The sequence below is a fragment of the Lysobacter fragariae genome, from assembly GCF_054779775.1.
Genome location: NZ_BAAGXP010000001.1, coordinates 513,857 through 533,406 on the forward strand (window position 1 = coordinate 513,857; position 19,550 = coordinate 533,406).

Annotated in this window: 15 protein-coding genes; 7 read left to right on the forward strand and 8 right to left on the reverse strand. The window is 66.7% G+C overall.

The features are described 5' to 3' along the window. Nucleotides 1–2 precede the first annotated feature (2 nt). Together ACYVD7_RS02320 and ACYVD7_RS02325 are read right to left on the reverse strand one after the other, a co-directional pair. Nucleotides 3–1,037, reverse strand: a complete 1,035-nt coding sequence (locus ACYVD7_RS02320; RefSeq protein WP_460758634.1) for a sodium:calcium antiporter — start codon at nucleotides 1,035–1,037, stop codon at nucleotides 3–5. Between the two features lie 342 nt (nucleotides 1,038–1,379). Then, nucleotides 1,380–2,054 (reverse strand): hypothetical protein, encoded by a 675-nt coding sequence (locus ACYVD7_RS02325; RefSeq protein WP_460758636.1) that lies wholly within the window; start codon nucleotides 2,052–2,054, stop codon nucleotides 1,380–1,382. Nucleotides 2,055–2,142: 88 nt separating this feature from the next. Between ACYVD7_RS02325 and ACYVD7_RS02330 the strand changes: the two genes are divergently transcribed. Then, nucleotides 2,143–2,739, forward strand: coding sequence for a hypothetical protein (locus tag ACYVD7_RS02330; protein ID WP_460758637.1), 597 nt, complete (start codon nucleotides 2,143–2,145; stop codon nucleotides 2,737–2,739). A 125-nt stretch (nucleotides 2,740–2,864) separates the two neighbouring features. On the opposite strand, the gene hmgA is transcribed toward ACYVD7_RS02330, so the two are convergent. Both hmgA and hppD read right to left on the reverse strand, forming a co-directional pair. Further along, nucleotides 2,865–4,172, reverse strand: coding sequence for a homogentisate 1,2-dioxygenase (hmgA, locus tag ACYVD7_RS02335; RefSeq protein ID WP_460758639.1), 1,308 nt, complete (start codon nucleotides 4,170–4,172; stop codon nucleotides 2,865–2,867). 124 nt (nucleotides 4,173–4,296) lie between these two features. Continuing rightward, complete coding sequence (gene hppD / locus ACYVD7_RS02340; protein ID WP_460758640.1) at nucleotides 4,297–5,406, reverse strand: 4-hydroxyphenylpyruvate dioxygenase; 1,110 nt, start codon at nucleotides 5,404–5,406, stop codon at nucleotides 4,297–4,299. A 78-nt stretch (nucleotides 5,407–5,484) separates the two neighbouring features. On the opposite strand from hppD, the gene ACYVD7_RS02345 reads away from it, so the two are divergent. Continuing rightward, on the forward strand, nucleotides 5,485–6,030 hold the full coding sequence (locus ACYVD7_RS02345) for a MarR family winged helix-turn-helix transcriptional regulator (RefSeq protein ID WP_460758642.1): 546 nt from the start codon (nucleotides 5,485–5,487) through the stop codon (nucleotides 6,028–6,030). A 114-nt stretch (nucleotides 6,031–6,144) separates the two neighbouring features. Here the strand turns inward: ACYVD7_RS02345 and ACYVD7_RS02350 are convergent, their stop codons facing one another. Both ACYVD7_RS02350 and ACYVD7_RS02355 read right to left on the reverse strand, forming a co-directional pair. Continuing rightward, nucleotides 6,145–7,677 (reverse strand): peptide MFS transporter, encoded by a 1,533-nt coding sequence (locus ACYVD7_RS02350; RefSeq protein ID WP_460758644.1) that lies wholly within the window; start codon nucleotides 7,675–7,677, stop codon nucleotides 6,145–6,147. Between the two features lie 455 nt (nucleotides 7,678–8,132). Beyond that, nucleotides 8,133–9,014 (reverse strand): tryptophan 2,3-dioxygenase, encoded by an 882-nt coding sequence (locus ACYVD7_RS02355; protein WP_460758645.1) that lies wholly within the window; start codon nucleotides 9,012–9,014, stop codon nucleotides 8,133–8,135. A 172-nt stretch (nucleotides 9,015–9,186) separates the two neighbouring features. Between ACYVD7_RS02355 and ACYVD7_RS02360 the strand changes: the two genes are divergently transcribed. From ACYVD7_RS02360 to ACYVD7_RS02380, 5 genes are all read left to right on the forward strand, one after another. Further along, entirely contained in the window at nucleotides 9,187–12,462 is a 3,276-nt protein-coding gene (locus ACYVD7_RS02360; protein WP_460758647.1) for a lamin tail domain-containing protein, read from the forward strand. Between the two features lie 198 nt (nucleotides 12,463–12,660). After that, a complete protein-coding gene (gene pdhA / locus ACYVD7_RS02365) occupies nucleotides 12,661–13,731 on the forward strand; it encodes a pyruvate dehydrogenase (acetyl-transferring) E1 component subunit alpha (protein WP_460758648.1) in 1,071 nt (356 codons plus the stop codon). Between the two features lie 44 nt (nucleotides 13,732–13,775). Next, the gene (locus tag ACYVD7_RS02370) at nucleotides 13,776–14,762 is read left to right on the forward strand and encodes an alpha-ketoacid dehydrogenase subunit beta (protein WP_460758757.1); all 987 of its coding nucleotides are present in this window, start codon (nucleotides 13,776–13,778) and stop codon (nucleotides 14,760–14,762) included. 100 nt (nucleotides 14,763–14,862) lie between these two features. After that, nucleotides 14,863–16,215: a dihydrolipoamide acetyltransferase family protein gene (locus ACYVD7_RS02375; protein ID WP_460758650.1), complete on the forward strand. Its 1,353-nt coding sequence runs from the start codon at nucleotides 14,863–14,865 to the stop codon at nucleotides 16,213–16,215. Between the two features lie 157 nt (nucleotides 16,216–16,372). Beyond that, nucleotides 16,373–16,759, forward strand: coding sequence for a VOC family protein (locus tag ACYVD7_RS02380; RefSeq protein ID WP_460758651.1), 387 nt, complete (start codon nucleotides 16,373–16,375; stop codon nucleotides 16,757–16,759). Nucleotides 16,760–16,780: 21 nt separating this feature from the next. Here ACYVD7_RS02380 and ACYVD7_RS02385 read toward each other — a convergent pair whose 3' ends face one another. Both ACYVD7_RS02385 and ACYVD7_RS02390 read right to left on the reverse strand, forming a co-directional pair. Then, nucleotides 16,781–17,881 carry a GGDEF domain-containing protein gene (locus tag ACYVD7_RS02385; protein ID WP_460758653.1) on the reverse strand — a complete coding sequence of 367 codons (1,101 nt, stop codon included), beginning with the start codon at nucleotides 17,879–17,881 and terminating at the stop codon, nucleotides 16,781–16,783. A gap of 288 nt (nucleotides 17,882–18,169) precedes the next feature. Beyond that, a complete protein-coding gene (locus ACYVD7_RS02390) occupies nucleotides 18,170–19,495 on the reverse strand; it encodes a tryptophan--tRNA ligase (RefSeq protein WP_460758654.1) in 1,326 nt (441 codons plus the stop codon). Nucleotides 19,496–19,550: the final 55 nt, after the last annotated feature.

A 19,550-nucleotide genomic window follows, 5' to 3' on the forward strand; every position in this document is an offset into this window, starting at 1 on the left:
ACTTACCGACCCATCATCATCAGTTCGAACGCCACCCAGGCGCCGAAGGCCAGCAGCAGGAAGCCGCCTTCGCGCTTGCCCACGCTCAGGTCGCCGCGCAGCATCGGGTACAGCATGCCGGCGAAGGCGATCGACGCGAGCAGTTCATAGCCGAGCGGCAGCGCGAATGGACCGGTCAGCGGCGGCAGGCTCATCGTCGTCATCGGCAGCGCGAGCGAACCCATCGCCGCCATGCCACCGACGATCACCAGGACGTTGAACACGCTGGCACCGATGACGTGACCCACCACCATGTCGCCCTGCCCGCGTCGTGCCGCGGCGATCGCGGCGGCGGCTTCCGGCAACGCGGTACCGATGGCGACCGGCAGCAGGCCGGTCAGCATGGGCGACAGGCCCAGGCCTTCGCCAATGCGTTGCGCACCGGCGCCGGAGAGATCCAGGCCGAACAGCGATGCGCCTTCACCACCGACCAGCAGCAGCGATCCGATCCACAGGAAAGCCGTGCCGAGAACGAAGCGCGACACGTTCAGACCCATGCCGGTTCGTGTGTTCGCGTAGTCGGCGATCTGCGCGAGCAACTCGGGCGATTCGGACTTGCTGCGCGCCAGGGCATACGCCACGACGGCGACGAAGGCGAGCAGCAGGCCAATGCCTTCGCCGCGCGAGAGCGTGCCATCGGCGCCCAGCACCAGCACCGCGATGGTGCCCAGCACCAGCACGAGCAGGAAGCTGCTGAGCGAACGCCAGCGCACCACCACCGGCGCGACGAATGCCGCTGCGCCCAGGGTCAGGCCGAAGTTGGCTACGTTGCTGCCGACCGCATTGCCGAGGGCGAGGTCCGCCTGCCCATGCAGGATCGCCTGCGCGTTGACGAACAGCTCCGGGATGGAGGTTGCGACGGACACCAGCACCAGTCCCGCCATGAAGGGCGGGACGCCCAGCCGCGTGGCCAGCCCCGACGCACCCTTGACGATCGAATCTCCGCCCAGCGCAAGCAGCACCAGGCCCAGCACGAACAAGCCGATTGCCAGCGACATCCGCGTCCCCTCTTGGTCAGGTCCGGGCGATCTTAACCGCTCCGGCATCGTTGCCAGCGCCAGGTGACTTCCGGGTGCTGGGAACGGGTCCTTCGATTTCGCTTCGCTACGCCCAGGACGAGCGGGGATATGCCCTGCATCGCTCGTCCTGAAAAAAGAATAAGGCCCGTCCACCCACCGCTCGTCCTGAGTAGCTAGCTAAGGAATGGCCCCTCCTCCGCACCGCTCGTCCTGAGCGTAGCGAAGCGAAGTCGCAGGACGTTCCAATGACCGAATCCAACGCTGCATTGGGCGCTTCCCCCTCGCGGGAACGACGAGCAAAGCAGGACTACCTGACCTTCGCTAACCGCAACCTTCCACGTAATCCACCTGCGGCGGCACACCCACGTGCCAGGCGGTGACCTTGCCCTCCGGCCCCACCTCGAACACCACCACGCTGCCGCTGGCGTCCCGGTGTCGCAGCGTCTTGCCGCCTTCGACGTACTTGTGCGGGTATTCGGCACTGCCGGGATACAGCTTGCGAATTTCTTCGATGGCCATGCCGACGGCACCGCCGCCGGGTGCCTGCTGGCCTTCGGCGTCGACATCGAGCCGGGCGAAGCGTGCGTTCTCGATCATGAAGGCGATGCGGGTGTCGGCCTTGGGCTGCGGGTACAGGTAGTAGCAGCCCGCGGGGTCGCCCGGCCCACCGACCATGGGCTCGCCCCACGCCGCGCGCACGTCATCGGCCGAGCCGCCGAAGCGTGCGGAACCGAAGCCGGCATAGCCCGGCGTACCGTGTTCCGGCGTACCACCTTGCGAACGAGGCGCATCGGCCACGGAAGTCGCTGGCGCGGTGGCGGGTGGCACGTCCTGGTCCGCATCATCGACTGGCGCAGCCGGCGCCTCCGTCGGCGCGTCCACTGCCGCCTGCTCGCGATCGCGACAACCCGCGACAGCGAACAGGACTGTCATCGCGAGCAGCCACGGCGCGTGCATCGCGAAATGGGATCGACGGGATTGCGGTGTCTTGCGCATCGTCAGTCTCCTTGTCGGCGTTGCCGGCTGTCGTGTCACGGCAGTTTCATCGGCCGCGCCTAGCCTACGCGCCCAGGGGGACACCGTCATGGCATTGAACAAGACCGAACGCGGCCGCGTCGCGCTGTTGGCACATTCCAACACGCGCCTGAGCCTGGCCGAGCGCCGCGCGCTGATCCTGTGCGACGGTCGCCGCACGCGCGAGGACATCGTCGCGCTGCTGGGCCCGAACGCGCTGTCGGCGCTGGAATACCTGTTGCATGAGGGCTATCTGGACCTGGACGCCGGGTCGAAGCCAGCACCGCGCCTCGCCACCGCAAACGGTGTGGCCATCGCACTGGATGCCGCGCACGTGGCGAAGACAACCACCGTGGAAGTCTCGCCAACACCGCGCCCGGCGTCACGGCGTTCGCTTGCCGCCAGCCGGATGTATCTGTTGGACATGCTGCAATTGCAACGCGATCCGGAGTCGGCGTCGCTGCGCGCGGAAATCCAGACCAGTCCCAGCGACGACGAAACCGTCTATCGCCTGCTGCGAGGACTGCGCCATCTGCAGGCGGTGGTCAGCGTGGGCTATGCGCAGCGCGTAGGTGAGCGCCTGGCCGAGTTGCTGCCGGAGGCGTACCTGCCGCGACTCGACCAGACCCGAACGCAGTGGTTGGAGCCGTCGGCGGAAGTCGCCTGATCGCAGCTGGTGAAACCACTCGTCCGTCGTTTCGCGCGCCAACCGGAACGCTGGCGCGGGCGAATGACACGGAACCCGCCGCGGCACAGACTTGCCGCGGTTGATCGCAGGACCGCAGCGTCGCCTTACGGCGCGACGAAATTCTTCTTCAGCCCCGCCCAGCACGCCTGGTAATCGCGCTGGCGATGAGCGGCCTCGATGGCCTGCTGCGTCGGGCGGATCACCGCACGCGTCTCGAACATGAAGGCCATCGTGTCCTTGATGACGTCCGGCTTCGACAGGTCGGCGGCGCTCGCCTTCTCGAACGTCGCCGCATCCGGTCCGTGCCCGGTCATCGAGTTGTGCAGCGAGCAGCCGCCCGGCGCGAAGCCCTCCGCCTTCGCATCGTAGGCACCGTGCACCAGCCCCATGAACTCGCTGGCGATGTTGCGGTGGAACCACGGCGGCCGGAACGTGTCCTGCGCCACCAGCCAGCGCGGCGGGAAGATCACGAAATCCATGTTGCTGGTTCCGGGCGTGTCGCTGGGCGAATGCAGCACCAGGAAGATCGACGGATCCGGGTGGTCGAAGCTGATCGAACCGATGGTGTTGAAGCGGCGCAGGTCGTACTTGTACGGCGCGTAGTTGCCGTGCCAGCCGACCACGTCGAGCGGCGAATGTCCGATCGGCGCGCGCCACAGGTGGCCCTGGAACTTCGCGATCAGTTCGAACGCACCTTCGTCTTCTTCGTATGCCGCATTGGGCGTGAGGAAGTCGCGCGGATTCGCCAGCCCGTTCGAGCCGATCGGACCCAGGTCCGGCAACTGCAGAAGCGCACCGAAGTTCTCGCAGACGTAGCCGCGTGCTTCACCGTCCGGCAGCTCGACGCGGAAGCGAACGCCGCGCGGGATCACCGCGATCTCCTGCGGCTCGACGTCCAGCACGCCCAACTCGGTCGCGATGTGCAGGCGGCCCTGCTGCGGCACGATCAGCAGCTCGCCGTCGGCGTCGTAGAAGAAGCGGCCCTGCATCGACTTGTTCGCCGCATACAGATGGATGCCGACGCCGTGCTGGCCGGCCGGCGAACCGTTGCCAGCCATCGTGAACAGGCCGTCGACGAAATCCACCGGCGCGGCACCACCGCTGGAAGCCGGCATCGGCAGCGGACTCCAGCGCAGCTGGTCCGGCGTAACCGGGGCATTGCCGAAGTCATTGTGGAAATACGAATGCAGGTACGGCACGAACGCGCCGTGCATCGCCGCCGGGCGGATGCGATACAGCCAGCTGCGGCGGTTGTGCGAACGCGGCGCGGTGAACGCGGTGCCACTGAGTTGTTCGGCATACAGGCCGTGCGCGACGCGCTGCGGCGAGTTGCGTCCCTCAGGCAGGGTACCGGCGACCGCTTCGGTCGCGAATTCGTTGCCGAAACCGGATTGATAGCCGTTCGATTTCATCGCCTGTCCGTAAGGCGGGTTTCAACCCGCCGGCTGTGGGTTCAACTCATCGCGAAGCGTAGGGCGGGTCTTGACCCGCCATCACCATCCGTCATGCATCCGGCGGACGAAACCCGTCCGACAATCAAAGCACGCCGCGCCGCATCTGGTCGCGCTCGATGCTCTCGAACAGCGCCTGGAAGTTGCCTTCGCCAAAGCCTTCGTTGCCCTTGCGCTGGATGATCTCGAAGAAGATCGGTCCGATCGCGTTCTGGGTGAAGATCTGCAGCAGTTTGCGCTGGTGCGTTTCCGGATCGGCGTCGATCAGGATCTTGTTCTTCGCCAGGCGCGGCACGTCTTCGCCGTGGTTCGGTACGCGCTGGTCGATCACGTCGAAATAGGTGTCGGGCGTGTCGAGGAAGGCGACGCCCTGCGCACGCATCGCTTCCACCGTCGAATAGATGTCATCGGTGAAGCAGGCGATGTGCTGGATGCCCTCGCCCTTGTAGGCATCGAGGTACTCGTTGATCTGCGACTTGGGATCGCTGGATTCATTGAGCGGGATGCGCACGATGCCGTCCGGCGCGGTCATCGCCTTCGAGACGAGGCCGGTCTTGGCGCCCTTGATGTCGAAGTAGCGGATCTCGCGGAAATTGAACAGGCGCTCGTAGTAATCCGACCACTTCGCCATGTTGCCGAAGTAGAGGTTGTGCGTGAGGTGGTCGATGAAGGTCAGGCCAAACCCCTTCGGGTTCTGGTCGGCGCCTTCGATGGCGACGTAGTCGGCGTCGTACATCGTGCCCTTGTCGCCGTAGCGGTCGACCAGGTACAGCATGCAATCGCCGATGCCCTTCACCACCGGCGCATCGACGGCCTTGGTGTCGGCCTTGTCGGTGATCGCTTCGCCGCCGTTGCCCACCACGGTGTCGAACACCAGCGATGCCGGCTTCTCGAAGCGGATCGCGAAGCCGCAGGCGCTCGGGCCGTGCTTGGCGGCGAAGTCCGCGGCGAAGCTGTCCGGGTCCTCGTTCACCAGGAAATTGACGCCGCCCTGGCGATACACCGTGATCGGGCGCGACCTGTGGCGCAGCACCGCGGTGAAACCCATGTTGCGGAAGTAGGCGTGCAGCAACTCACCCTGGCCTTTCGGCGCGGCGAATTCGACGAATTCGAAACCGTTGATTCCGAGCGGATTCTCGAACGTGGTGACCTGCATGCCGAGGTTCGGGGCGGTCGCGTTGGGCTGGGCGCTCATGGGCGGTACTCCTGTTAACGTGGCGCGCAAGGGATGGCCCGGAGTTCACGGGCTCGCGCATCGACACTATAGTTTCATATGAAACCAACAACAAGCCAGAATCCGACCACCGGTCAGCCCGGCGCCACGCCCGGCCAGGGCGACCATGCCCGTCGAGAGCACGCCCACTGGGAGCTGGACAACTTCCTGCCCTACCGGCTGAGCGTCCTGTCCAATCGTGTCAGCCAGACCATTGCCGGCGCGTATGCGCGGCGGTTTGGCCTGGGCGTGACCGAATGGCGCGTGATCGCTGTCCTGGGGCGCTATCCGGGTCTGTCGGCCAACGCGGTGGCCGCGCGCACGGCGATGGACAAGGTCGCGGTCAGCCGGACCGTCGCGCGACTGCTCGAGCGCGGCCTGCTGCAACGCGAAATCCATGACGACGACCGCCGCCGCTCCGTGCTGGCGCTCAGCGGCGACGGCTACGGCATCTATGACGAAGTCGTACCGGTCGCGCTGGAATACGAACAGCGCCTGCTCGCCCCACTGGACGCCGACGAACGCGTGCAGCTGGACGCGCTGCTGCGCAAGCTCAACGAAGGTGTGGCGTTGCTGGAGCCGGACGCGCCGCTTCCGTCGGACTGATTTCGGCAATCCGGCACCCGGCATCCCGGGAGGCCATCCAGAAAAGAAAAACGGCGGCCATCGGCCGCCGTTTTCTTGGGACAGGCGTTCGCGCAATGCGCGAACGCCAGTGCATCACTTCACGCCATGCATCAGGCGGTTGACCAGCGGTGCGACCAGGAACAGCAGCACGCCCGCGACGATCAGGATCCAGAATCCCTTGGTGTACGCATCGAGCGCACTCATCGTGGTCATGCCGCCTTCGCCGCTGGCTTCGCCGGCGAAGATACCCGCCAGGTTGTTGCCGATCGCGATGGACAGGAACCACGCACCCATCGCAAAGCCGGTCAGCTTGGGCGGTGCGAGCTTGGTGGTCATCGACAGGCCGATCGGCGACAGGCACAGCTCGCCCACCGACTGGATGACGTAGACCATGAACAGCGTCCAGAACGGGATCTTGCCGTCCGCCGAGATCAGGTGGGTGAGCGCGTACATCAGCAGCAGGAAGGCCAGGCCGTTGAAGATCAGGCCCAGGCTGAACTTGCGCGGGATGGTGGGGTTGGCGTGGCCCATGCGGATCCAGATCCACGCGATGATCGGCGCGAGCGCGATGATCGCCACCGAGTTCACCGACTGGAACCACGAGACCGGGAAGTTGGCCTCGCCGGCCAGCGCACTGAACAGCCCGTGCATGCCGATGTCGCGGTCGATGATCTTCTCGGCGAGGAAGTTGAACGAACTGCCCGCCTGCTCGAAGTAGCACCAGAAGAACACGTTGAACGCGAGGATGATCAGCATCGCGATCACCTTGTCGCGGGCGACGTGGCCTTCGCGGACGCCTTCGGCGAACAGCATGATCGCCGGGCCGACCAGCAGCGCCATCAGGATGACCTGCAGCACCTTGGCGTTGATCGTCAGCAGGAAGTAGAACGCGGGGATGCCCACGAACACGCCCAGGACGAGCACGACCAGCAGGTTGCGGAAGCCGGTCTGGTGGTCCTGCGGCATGCCGATGCCCTTGAGCTGGCTGCGGCCGAACCAGAACCAGATCAGGCTGAGGATCATGCCGATGCCGGCGGAGAAGAACACCACCTTGTAGGCCGGCATGTCGTTGATGCCGAAGACCTTCTTCGCCAGGTACTGGGTGATCAGCGGGGCCAGCAGCGCGCCCAGGTTGATGCCCATGTAGAAGATGGTGAAGCCGGAGTCGCGACGCTCATCGCCCTGCGTATACAGCTTGCCGACCAGGGTGGAGATGATCGGCTTGAACAGGCCGTTGCCGACGATGATCGTGGCCAAGCCCAGCTTGAACAGCGTCTCGCTGGGCAGCGTGAGCATGAACAGGCCGACGGCCATGATCGTGGCGCCCATAAGGATCGAGCGCTGGTGGCCGATCAGCTTGTCGGCGACATAGCCGCCGAAGATCGCACCGGCGTACACCAGGGCGAGGTAGGCGCCGTAAAGCTCGCTGGCGGGCTTTTCACCGGTGCCCTGGCCGCCATGGAACTGGGCCACGATGTACAACACCATCGCCCAGCGGATGCCGTAGAACGCGAAGCGCTCCCAGAACTCGGCCATGAAGAGCATCCACAGTGGACGCGGATGGCCCAACACCTGCTTGAATTCCGGAATCGCTCCCGGGTTGGTCGTGCTTTCGGCACCGCTCATGCGGCTTCCCCCGTCTGTTTTGTTCATAAATGCATCCCACGCGGCGCGCGGGACGGGCGAGGATCACCGACGGCAGCGGGGCACGTCAAACCGTTTTTCCCTGCTGCACCGCAGCAAATCCCTGTTCATGGGCGCTGATTCGAAGGCGTGCGCGCGCAGTCGCGCTTCTGCGGCCACGACGCGACAGCGCAATGCACGGCAGGCGCCAACGAAACCCGGCGCCGCCATACGGTGGCGTCGGCCAGGGAAGGTAGCTTTTGCTCGTCATTCCCGCGAAGTCGGAAGCGCCTTTCAACGGCGCAGCCGGTCAAGCGCTTCACAACAGCCGAAGGCTGGTATTCCAGAGCCTTTGCTTTCAATGGCTTGAAGTCGCTGGATCCCCGCCTTCGCGGGGATGACGGCAATTTATTCAGACCTTCCCTAGCAAGGCCCCCGCCCGCGGCGAGGGCATGCGATCACGTCGCCGGCGGCCCGTAGGACACGCCGGGCCCGATCGAGGTGCGCACCTCAAACAGTTCCGGGAAGAACGTCAGCTCCAGCGCCTGCTTGAGGAAGCCAACGCCCGACGACCCACCGGTGCCACGCTTGAAGCCGATGATGCGCAGCACCGTGCGCATGTGACGGAAGCGCCACAGCTGGAAGTGCGTTTCCAGGTCCACCAGGTCCTCGCACAGCGAGTACTCGCGCCAGTAGCGGTTGGTGTCCTCGTAGATGCGTTCGAACACCGGCACCAGCGCAGGATTGGACACGTGCGGGGCCGACCAGTCGCGTTCGCGCTGCACGGCCGGAATGTCGTGGCCCCAGCGCGCGAGATACAGCAGGAATTCGTCGTAAAGGCCCGGCGCTTCGAGCACGTCCTTGAGCGTCGCCTGCCCCGCCGCGTCGTGTGCGAACACCTTGAGCATCGCCGCATTCTTGTTGCCCAGCAGGAATTCGATGGTGCGGTACTGCAGCGACTGGAAACCCGACGACGGTCCGAGCACGTCGCGGAACTCCATGTATTCCGACGGCGTCAGCGTCTCGAGCACCGACCACATCTCGGTCAGCTGTCGCAGCACCTGCTTGCAGCGCGCCAGCACCTTGCGCGCCTGCCAGACCTGGTCGTCGCGCAGGTAGGCGATGGCCGCGCGCAACTCGTGGATCATCAGCTTCATCCACACCTCGGCCACCTGGTGCTGGACGATGAAGAGCATCTCGTCGTGGTGCGGCGGGTCCGACAACGGTTGCTGCGCGCTGAGCAACCGGTCCAGGCGCAGGTAACCGCCGTAGGTCGTGCGGCCGGCCAGGTCGGTGTGGATGCCGGTTTCAAGCTCGCGCTGGTTCTTTTCGACGCTCATTTCTCAAGCCTTTCTGCAGGCGCAAAGGGTACCCCATCGCGGCGAGCGGCTCCGCGCTGTCACGCCAACGAAATGCAAGTGTGGTCCTGTTGCGGGTACATTCGCCCCCGAACGGGGGAACCACAACGCGCCTGGCCGACCATGCCGGGCGTTTCAATTTTTTGGGGGATTCATGAGGAATCTGAGGAGCCGCCTGTTTCTGGCGGTAATGGCGGGCTTTGCATCGATGCACGCGGCGCAGGCGCAGGTAGTGATCAGCCAGGTGTACGGCGGAGGCGGCGCGACGTCGGGTTCGGCGTCGTACCGCAACGACTATGTCGAGCTCTACAACCGTGGCACCACGCCGGTCGCACTCGCGGGCCTCTCGCTGCAGTACGCCAGCGCGACGGGCACCGGCAGCTTCGGCAGCGTCACCGCGTTGCCGGCCGTGAACCTGCAGCCGGGCCAGTATTTCCTGGTGCAGATGAGCGGCGGCACGATCGGCGCCGCGCTGCCGGCACCCGACGCTACGGGCACCATCGCCATGTCGGCTTCCGCCGGCAAGGTCGTGCTGGCACGCACGACGACGTCGCTGGGCTGCAACGGCAGCAGCACGCCGTGTTCGGCTGCGCAGCTGGGCCTGATCGTCGACCTGGTCGGCTATGGCACCGCGAACTTCTTCGAAGGCTCCGGCGCTGCGCCGGGCCTGAGCAACACGTCGTCGGCGCTGCGCCAGGGCAACGGTGCGACCGACACCGACAACAACGCCGCCGACTTCCAGGCCGGCGCCCCGACGCCGCGCAACAGCGGCTCGATCGTGCTGCCGCCTGAACCGGTGCCCGCGCTCACCATCGCGCAGATCCAGGGCAACGGCCTGCGTTCGCCGCACGTCGGTGAAAAGGTCGTGACCGAAGGCATCGTCACCGCGCAGCGCTTCAACAACGGCTTCTTCCTGCAGGCGCAGAACGAGGACGGCGAGGCGACCACGTCCGACGCGGTGTTCGTCTTCACCGGGACGAATGCGATCCCCGCCAGCGCCGCCATCGGCAACCGCGTCCGCGTCACCGGCAAGGTCGAGGAATTCACTCCCGCCACCGCGCTCAACCAGCTCAGCGTCACCGAGCTGACCTCGCCGACGATCGAGCTGCTCGCCACCGGCGCGACGTTGCCAGCGGCGATCGAACTCACCGCCACCGATCTGAACACTACTGCCACCCCAGGCACGCTCGAACGCTATGAAGCCATGCGCGTCAGCGTGGCCAATTCGATCGTCGTCGGCGCCTCGCAGGGCCGCATCGACGAACCCACCGCTACCGCGAGCAGCGACGGCGTCTTCCACGTCACCCTGCCGACCACTCCCACGCCGTTCCGCGAACCCGGCATCGGCGCACTCGACGTCACCCCGATCCCGGCGGGCGTCAATCCGCCGCGCTTCGACACCAACCCCGAGCGCCTGATGGTCCGCAGCCGCGGCCAGGTGGGCGCACTGCCGATGTCGGTGGACAACGGCGCGCAGGTCGCAGGTCTCGTCGGCGTGCTCGACTACACCAGTGCCAACTGGGCGCTGCTGCCCGACGCCGCCACGCCACCAACTGCAACGGGCGGCCGTCCGCCGGAAGCGGTGCACGATGCCGCGTACGAAGCGGTCACCGTCGGCGGCTTCAACCTGCTGCGCTTCTTCGACGACGTCGCCGATGGCAATGGTGCGCCGACGCTGCAGCCGACCGCGCTGCAGCAGCGCCTGGCCAAGACCGGTGGCGCGATCTGCGACTACCTGAAGACGCCGGACATCCTGGGCGTGGTTGAAGTCGAGAACCTGCGCGTGCTCGGCATGCTGGCCGATCGCATCAACAGCACCTGCGCCAGTGCACCTGGCTACGTGCCGTACCTGGTGCAGGGCAACGACATCGGCGGCATCAACGTCGGCTTCCTGGTCAGCACACGCCCGGTGAGTGCCGGGGACAACGGCGCCGGCATCGCCCGCGTCGAAGTGCTCGAAGTCACCCAGCATGGCAAGGACACGCCGCTGCAGAACCCGGACGGCAGCACCAGCCTGCTCAACGACCGCCCGCCGCTGCTGCTGCGCGCGATCGTGCACCAGGACAACGGCGCGTCCTATCCGATCACCGTGATCGCCAACCACCTGCGCTCGCTCAACGGCAACGACTCCACCGCCGCCGGCTCGTTCGGCTGGAGCAGTGAAGGCGCGCGCGTGCGCGGCAAGCGCGGCGCGCAGGCGCTGTACCTGGCCAACCTGGTCGAACAGGAACAGCAGGCGCACCCGGGCGAGAAGCTCGTGCTGCTCGGCGACTTCAACGCGTTCGAGTTCAATGACGGCTACACCGACGTGATGGGCATCGTGCGCGGTGACGAAGCCGGCCCGGACCAGGTGCTGAATTACGTCGACAGCCCGGTTACCACACCGCTGGTCGATGGCTCGCAGCTGATCGCCGATCCCGCCCAGCGCTACTCGTACGTGTTCGACGGCAACGCGCAGACGCTGGACCACGTGCTGGTGAACCAGTCGGTGCTCGGCGACGCACTGTCGGTCGATGTCGACCACGCGCGCATCAACGCGGATTTCGGCGTCGACAACTTCGGCGACAACAGCATCCCGGTGCGCGTGTCCGACCACGATCCGGTGCGCGTCACCATAGCCGTGCCGTCGTTCCGCAGTGCCGACCTGTCGCTCACGGCGTCGGCGACGTCGGGCAGCGTCCATGTCGGCGACACCGTGCATGCGTCGGTCGACGTGGCCAGCACCGGACCTAACGCCGCGCAGTTCGCTGCGGTCGCGTTCGTGTTCGACGCGCAGGTGAACCCGTCGATCACCGCACCGGCCGACTGGTCGTGCGCCGCACCCGTGGTCGTCACCGTAACCACGACCGTCACCTGCACCACGACGAGCCTGGCCGCGAATGCCACGGCGCACTTCGACGTCGCGGCGGTCGCGCCGGATTCCGTCGGTGGCGGCGTGCTGCGCCTGGCGGCGGCAGTGAGCTCGATGACCGCGGACCGTCGCAACGGCGACAGCGATGCGGCGCTGTCGTTCGACGTCGCAGCCGATGCCGACCTCGCGGTGGGCATCAGCGGCCCGACCAAGAAGCTGCACTACAACCGCACCGAGACGTTCCGCGTGACCCTGGACAATGCAGGTCCCGATGCGGCGTGGCAGCCGGTGGTGGTACTGCACGGCGATGCGCCGGCCGGCAACGTCGCCATCGCGGCGCCGGCGGGCTGGACCTGCGACGTCGGCGACGCCTCGGGTGATTTCGAGGCCCGCTGCAACCTGGACGGCGCGTTCGCGGCCAATGCGCGCCAGCGCTTCGACTTCGACGTGCGCATCCCGGCGCGTTCGAACGCCACGCAGTTCCTGACCCTGACCGCGACGGCCACCGCCGCCACGCCCGAGTCGGCCAGTGCGGACAACCAGGCGCAGTACCGCAACCGCATCGTCGGCGTGCCTTGATCGGCGCGAGCTGATCAAGGCGCCCGAATGCGTCAAGTGCCAGACAGCCCGGCATCGATGCCGGGCCTGCAACAGGAGAAAGCGCGGCCTCGGCCGCGCTTTTTTCTTGCACCCCCGCGTATTGCCGCAATGCGCAACGCCGCCCCAACGCGCGACGGTTATGATCGGGCGGTTGACTGAAGATAGGACCGTCCGGGCATGACGATCGCGGCTAAGTACGAAATCGAATACCTGCAATACCTCGGCACCGACGGCAAGCCCGTCGCCGAACTCCCCCAGGCCTTCCGCGACCCGAAGGCGCTGCTGCCGCTGTTCAAGCAGATGCTATTCGTGCGCGTGTTCGACACCAAGGCGATCGCGCTGCAACGCACCGGCAAGCTGGGCACGTATGCGAGCTGCCTGGGCCACGAGGCCACGCACGTCGGCATCGGCGCGTCGATGAAGCCGGAAGACGTCTTCGCCCCCAGCTACCGCGAATACGGCGCGCAGTTCATGCGCGGCGTGCAACCGCGCGAAGTGCTGCTGTACTGGGGCGGCGACGAGCGCGGCAACGACTTCGCTGGTCCGAAGCACGATTACCCCTGGTGCGTGCCGATCTCCACGCAGTGCCTGATGGCGGCCGGTGCGGCGCTGTCGTTCAAGCTGCGCAAGCAGGACCGCATCGCGGTCGCGTGCTGCGGCGATGGCGGTTCGTCCAAGACCGACTTCTACGCCGCACTCAACTCCGCCGGCGCGTACACCTCGCCGCTGGTGCTGTGCGTGATCAACAACGGCTGGGCGATCTCCGTGCCGCGCTCGGCGCAGACCGGCGCCACGACGCTGGCGCAGAAGGGCCTGGCCGGCGGCCTGCATTGCCTGCAGGTCGACGGCAACGACATCATCGCGGTGATGGAAGGCATGCGCCGCGCCACATTGCGTGCGCGCAACGGCGAAGGCGGCAGCGTGATCGAGTTCCTCACCTATCGCCTGCACGACCACACCACCGCCGACGACGCCCGCCGCTACCGTGGCGAGGAAGAAGTGAAGGCCGCCTGGACCCGCGACCCGATTCCGCGCCTGCGTGCCTATCTCACCGCGCAGGGTGTCTGGAACGAAGCCGAAGAAGCCGCCTGGGCCGCCGAATGCGCGGCGAAGGTCGACGTCGAGATCAACGCCTACCTGGAAACGCCGGTGCAGCCGGTGGAAGCGATGTTCGACTACCTCTACGCCGACATGCCGCCAGACGTGGCCGCGCACCGCGCCGCCGCACTGGCGCTGGAGGGGCGCTGATGAACGCCGAGCAGTCCGCATCGAAGATCGAAGGCGCCGCCACCATGAACACGCCCACAGCCATCACCCTCATCGAAGCGATTACCCAGGCGCTCGCGTACGAGATGCGCCATGACGACGCGGTCGTCGTGCTCGGCGAGGACGTCGGCGTCAATGGCGGCGTGTTCCGCGCCACCGCCGGCCTACAGCAGACTTTCGGCAGCGAGCGCGTGCTCGACACGCCGCTGGACGAAACCACCATCGCCGGCTTGACCGTCGGCATGGCGTCGCAGGGCATGAAGCCCGTAGCCGAAGCGCAGTTCGACGGCTTCATGTACCCGATGGTCGACTTCATCGTCTGCCACGCCGCACGCATGCGCTATCGCACGCGCGGCCGCCTGCACTGCCCGATGGTGCTGCGCGTGCCGTGGGGCGGTGGCATCCGCGCACCGGAGCATCATTCGGAAGCGAACGAAGCCATCTTCACCAACGTTCCCGGCCTGCGCGTGGTGATGCCGTCCTCGCCCGCGCGCGCCTACGGCCTGCTGCTCGCCGCGATGCGCGATCCGGATCCGGTGATCTTCTTCGAACCCAAGCGCATCTACCGCCAGTACAAGGAAGTCGTGCCCGACGACGGCGAAGCGCTGCCGCTCGACGTCTGCTACGTGCTGCGCGACGGCACCGACGTGACCCTGGTGACCTGGGGCGCGCAGGTGAAGGAAACGCTGGAAGCCGCGGAGAAACTCGCGGGCGACGGCATCAGCGCCGAAGTCATCGACGTGGCGACGCTGCGTCCGCTCGACTTCGCCACCATCGCCGAATCGGTCAGCCGTACCGGCCGTTGCGTGATCGTGCATGAAGCGCCCAAGACGGCGGGCTTCGGCGCCGAGATCGCAGCGCGACTGGCCGAGGAATCAATGTACGACCTGGTCGCCCCGGTCGAGCGCGTCACCGGCTACGACACGCACATCCCGCTGTTCCGCCTGGAAATGAAGTACATGCCGAGCGTGGACCGGATCGTCGCTGCCGCCAAACGCGCGATGTCGGTGTAGGGCGGGTTTCAACCCGCCACCATCGCGCCACCTGCATCCGTCTTCGCAACCAATCCAGCTCACGCATGGCGGGTCGAGACCCGCCCTACGGAAACCAGACATGACCAACAAGACGTTCCACCTCCCCGACCTCGGCGAAGGCCTGCCTGATGCGACCATCGTCGAGTGGTACGTGAAGGTCGGCGACACGATCCGCCTGGACGACAACCTGGTGTCGATGGAAACCGCCAAGGCCGTCGTCGATGTGCCCTCGCCTGTGTCGGGCAAGGTGATCCGCCTCGCCGGCGGTGCGGGCGACGTGGTCGTCACCGGCAAGATGCTCGCCGAGTTCGAAGTCGACCCGTCGATGCCGCAGCGCGCGGAAGGCCAGGACACCGGCCACCACCATGGCGGCGGCCACGCCGAGCCCGCCAAGGCCGCACCGGAACCGGAAACGAAGACCGAAACGTTGCGCGAAGACAGCGGCACCGTGGTCGGTGCGATGCAGAGTTCCGACGCGGTGCGCACCGAGGCCGCCGTGGCCGTCGGTGGCGTCAAGGCGATGCCGGCGGTACGCGCGCAGGCGCGCAAGCTTGGCGTCGACATCGCGCGCGTGCGCCCCACTGGCGCCGATGGCGTGGTCACGATGGACGACGTGAAGCGCGCCGCCGCCGATGGCAGCGCCAAGCCCGGCGCGGCGCCGGCGACTCCCGCCGCGCAGATGCGTGCGCATTTCGAAGCCGCGCGCCCGGCAACCCCGGCACCGGAGGCCCAGCGCAGCACGCTGTCGCAGTCGGGCAAGCCGATGCGCACGCAGCCGCCGGGTGTCGCCGCCACTGGCCAGCCCGAGCAGCTCAAGGGCGTACGCCGCAACATGGCGCGCGTCATGGCCGACGCGCACAGCAAGGTCGTGCCGACCACGCTGGTCGATGACGCCGACCTGCACGCCTGGCTCGGCAAGCAGGACATCACCGCACGCCTTGTCCGCGCGATCGTGACTGCGTGCAAGACGGTGCCGGCGCTCAACGCCTGGTTCGATGGCGACAGCCTGACCCGCACGCTGCACCCGCACGTCGACATCGGCATCGCCGTAGACACCGACGATGGCCTGTTCGTGCCGGCGCTGCGCAATGCGGACATGCTCGACGGCAGTGGCGTCCGCACCGCGATCCAGCGGCTGCGCGCGCAGGTGGAGGACCGCACGATTCCTTCGAGCGAGCTCAGCGGCTATACGATTTCGCTGTCCAACTTCGGCATGTTCGCCGGCCGCTACGCGACGCCGGTCGTGGTGCCGCCGTGCGTGGCGATCGTCGGTGCGGGCAAGCTGTCGCACGACGTGGTGGCGGTCATCGGCGGCGTCGAGGTGCACCGTCGCATGCCGATCTCGCTGACCTTCGACCATCGCGCCTGCACGGGCGGCGAAGCGGCGCGGTTCCTGAAGGCGCTGCTGGACGACATGGCGCTGCCGCAGTGACCATGCTGCGCATGGCCACCCCAAAGTTTGCTGCGCAAACTTCGGGCCCCGCTATGCACTTCCATACCCCGATTCGCGCCATGGCGCGAATCGCCCCCTAACTAAGGGGGCTCTATTGCCCCGACATCGTCGCTGATTCTGAAGATCGGAGACCTCCATGGCCCATCGCAGCCGCCTTGCCGGTTTCATCGTCGATTGCCAGACCGGCGACCTCGACCCCGCCGCGACGTTCTGGAGCCAGGCGCTCGGCGTTACCGTCGCCGACGCCGATGCGGGCGATGTTCCCGGCACCTACCAGATGTTCGGGAACACACCGGGCGACCTGCACATCGAGGTGCAGAAGGTGGAACACGCGTCGCGCGTGCACCTGGACATCGAAGCCGACGACGTCGATGCCGAAGCGGCGCGGCTGGAGAAGCTCGGCGCGAAGAAGATCGCCTTCGTCAAACGCTGGTGGGTGATGGAAGCGCCCACCGGTCACCGGTTCTGCGTGGTGAAGATGCACCACCCCGAGCGCGGCACACCGCCAAACCACTGGGACTAGCCCGGCGTCCCGAAGGTTGCTTCAGCCGCCAAGCTGCTGGGTATCGTCGACCACCACGCGATCCCGTCCCGCTGCCTTGGCGCGATACAGCGCCTGGTCGGCGCGCTCGAACACCTGTTCGGCCTGCTCGCGCATTGGATCGCCCGCGGCGATGCCCACCGACACGGTCAACTTGAACGGCAGCGGCACCGTCGCAATCGCGTCGCGGATGCGCTGGGCGACTTCCGTCGCGCCCGACAACGGCGTGCCCGGCAGGTACACGACGATTTCCTCGCCGCCGTAGCGCACGGCCACGTCGCCTTTTCTGATGTTGCCGGTCACGGAACCGGCAACCGCACGCAATGCGTCGTCACCAACGCGATGTCCGTAGCGGTCATTGACCTGCTTGAAGTGATCGATGTCCAGCAGCAGCAGGCAATACGGCAGGCGCTCGGCCGCCGGCTGCTTGCGGACTTCGGCCAGCATCTGCTCCATCGCCGCGCGGTTGAGCAGGCCGGTGAGCGGATCCAGTTGCGCGCTCTCCTTCAGCTGCTCGTGGCGGCGTTCGAGTTCGGCGCGTTCGTTATGGGCACGCCTGGCCTCGGCTTCGCGCGCGAACAACAGCTGCTGTTGCTGCTGCACGTAGCGGCGAAGCTCCAGCAGATGCTGGGTCTGGCGCGCGAGCAGCTCCAACCCGACCACCTGCGCATTGCTGAGCTTGCGCGGTTCGACGTCGGCGACGCTGAGCGTGCCAAGCGCATGCCCGTCCGGACTCAGCAGCGGCACACCCGCGTAGAAACGCGGCGGCCGACCGTGGATGCGACGGCGACGCGCAGCGGGAATCGGATCGATCAGCAGGTCTTCGACAACGAGGGTGCGATCGGGCGCTTCGATGGCGTGGTTGCACAACGACATCTCGCGCGGCACCTGCGATTGATCCACGCCGATCTGCGCCTTGAACCAGACGCGGTCGCGGTCGATCAGCGAGATCGACGCCGCCGGCACATCGCACAACGTCACGGCGAGGTGGACGATATCGTCGAACGCCTGCTCCGGCGCGCTGTCGAGGATCGCATAGGCGTCCAATGCCGCCTGGCGGGCGGTTTCGTCGACGTCCGGCGTGGGAACGCGCGCGGTTGACATGGCGGCACGATCCCGCCGGGAGCGGGTGGAGTCAAGTGACGCAGCGGCCCGCTCGCGCAAGGCGCGAGCGGGCCGCTGCGTCATTCCCGCGAAGGCGGGAAGTGCTTCACAACGGCGNTCCAGTGACTTGCGGTTGCGGTTGCGGTTGCGGTTGCTGCTGCAGTTCCACAGGGAAAGGCGCTGGACCCCTGCCTTCGCGGGAATGACGAGCAAAAGCAACGACAACGAACAAGCGACGGGAAGAACGACCAGCAATCAACGACCAAGACCCGCTGGGAACGCGCGCCGTTAAGCCTCTTCGGCGAACTGCGCCAGCGCCTCGACCACTTCGGCCAGTTCCGCCGCGTCGTGCAGGTGTCCCACCAGCGTGTCGCCCAGGTGCACGGCGACGGCTTCGACGAGATGCAGCACCGAGCCGCCTTCCTGCTTGAGTCGCGCGATGAGCTGCCCGGCCTCCTTGGGCGACGCGAATCCCGCACTCTGCAGCAGCACGCGCTCGCCATCGGCGAGCTTGAAGTAGAACCGGCCGTCTGCCTCACGGTATTGCTTGAACACCGGGGGCGTCGCGGACTTGGCCTTCTTCGCTCCATCGGCCATCGCAACATGCGAGAGGTCGCGCAGCCCGACAGCGTTGCGCAGCTTCGCCATGAACGGCTTGCCGTGCAGCTCCCGCACGCGCAGCGCGCCCTCGCGCAGGATCGCTTCGAGCTCGGCGGGCTTCGCGATCAGCGTTTCGTACTTCTCGCGCATCGGTGCGATTTCCTGATCGATGCGTTCGAACACGCGCGACTTCGCCTCGCCCCAGCCGATGCCGCCAGCGAAGGCGTCGCGCATGGCCCCGGTTTCTTCCGCACTGGCGAAGGCCTGGTACAACTGGAACACGTGCGAGGAATCGGCGTCCTTGGCTTCGCCTGGCGCCTTCGAATCGGTGAGGATGCCGGCGATCAGCTTCTTCAACTGCTCGCGCGGCGCGAACAACGGGATCACGTTGTCGTAGCTCTTGCTCATCTTGCGGCCGTCGAGTCCGGGCAGTGTCGCCACGTGTTCCTCGATCGCCGCTTCGGGCAGGACGAAATGCTCGCCGTAGAGATGGTTGAAGCGCTGGGCAAAATCGCGCGCCATCTCGATGTGCTGGATCTGGTCGCGTCCCACCGGCACCTTGTGCGCGTTGAACACCAGGATGTCCGCCGACATCAGCACCGGGTACATGAACAGGCCCGCGGTGATCGCCGCATCGTCGTCCTCGCCGGACTCACGGTTCTTGTCGACGGCGGCCTTGTAGGCGTGCGCGCGGTTGAGGATGCCCTTGCCAGCGACGCAGGTCAGGAACCAGGTCAGTTCGGGGATCTCGAAGATCTCGCTCTGGCGATAGAACCACACGCTTGCCGGATCCAGCCCGCATGCCAGCCACGACGCGGCGATCTCCAGCGTCGAACGCTGCACCCGTGCCGGATCGGTGACCTTGATCAGCGCGTGCAGGTCGGCGAGGAAGTAGAAGCTCTCCACGTTCGGATCGCGGCTGGCGGCGACTGCCGGGCGGATCGCGCCGACGTAGTTGCCCAGGTGCGGCGTGCCGGAGGTGGTGATGCCGGTAAGGACGCGGGTGCGGGACATCGCGGGCTGCTGTGCGGGAAGGCCGTGCAGTTTAACCGCCCCACGCCGGCCCAAA

Bases quoted from the DNA above. Each gene is read 5' to 3' on its own strand.
- ACYVD7_RS02330 (WP_460758637.1), top strand. From the start codon at position 2,143: ATGGCATTGAACAAGACCGAACGCGGCCGCGTCGCGCTGTTGGCACAT.
- ACYVD7_RS02325 (WP_460758636.1), bottom strand. From the start codon at position 2,054: ATGCGCAAGACACCGCAATCCCGTCGATCCCATTTCGCGATGCACGCG.
- ACYVD7_RS02345 (WP_460758642.1), top strand. From the start codon at position 5,485: ATGAAACCAACAACAAGCCAGAATCCGACCACCGGTCAGCCCGGCGCC.
- ACYVD7_RS02360 (WP_460758647.1), top strand. From the start codon at position 9,187: ATGAGGAATCTGAGGAGCCGCCTGTTTCTGGCGGTAATGGCGGGCTTT.
- ACYVD7_RS02355 (WP_460758645.1), bottom strand. From the start codon at position 9,014: ATGAGCGTCGAAAAGAACCAGCGCGAGCTTGAAACCGGCATCCACACC.
- ACYVD7_RS02375 (WP_460758650.1), top strand. From the start codon at position 14,863: ATGACCAACAAGACGTTCCACCTCCCCGACCTCGGCGAAGGCCTGCCT.
- ACYVD7_RS02370 (WP_460758757.1), top strand. From the start codon at position 13,776: ATGAACACGCCCACAGCCATCACCCTCATCGAAGCGATTACCCAGGCG.
- pdhA (WP_460758648.1), top strand. From the start codon at position 12,661: ATGACGATCGCGGCTAAGTACGAAATCGAATACCTGCAATACCTCGGC.
- ACYVD7_RS02390 (WP_460758654.1), bottom strand. From the start codon at position 19,495: ATGTCCCGCACCCGCGTCCTTACCGGCATCACCACCTCCGGCACGCCG.
- ACYVD7_RS02320 (WP_460758634.1), bottom strand. From the start codon at position 1,037: ATGTCGCTGGCAATCGGCTTGTTCGTGCTGGGCCTGGTGCTGCTTGCG.
- hppD (WP_460758640.1), bottom strand. From the start codon at position 5,406: ATGAGCGCCCAGCCCAACGCGACCGCCCCGAACCTCGGCATGCAGGTC.
- ACYVD7_RS02385 (WP_460758653.1), bottom strand. From the start codon at position 17,881: ATGTCAACCGCGCGCGTTCCCACGCCGGACGTCGACGAAACCGCCCGC.
- ACYVD7_RS02380 (WP_460758651.1), top strand. From the start codon at position 16,373: ATGGCCCATCGCAGCCGCCTTGCCGGTTTCATCGTCGATTGCCAGACC.
- hmgA (WP_460758639.1), bottom strand. From the start codon at position 4,172: ATGAAATCGAACGGCTATCAATCCGGTTTCGGCAACGAATTCGCGACC.
- ACYVD7_RS02350 (WP_460758644.1), bottom strand. From the start codon at position 7,677: ATGAGCGGTGCCGAAAGCACGACCAACCCGGGAGCGATTCCGGAATTC.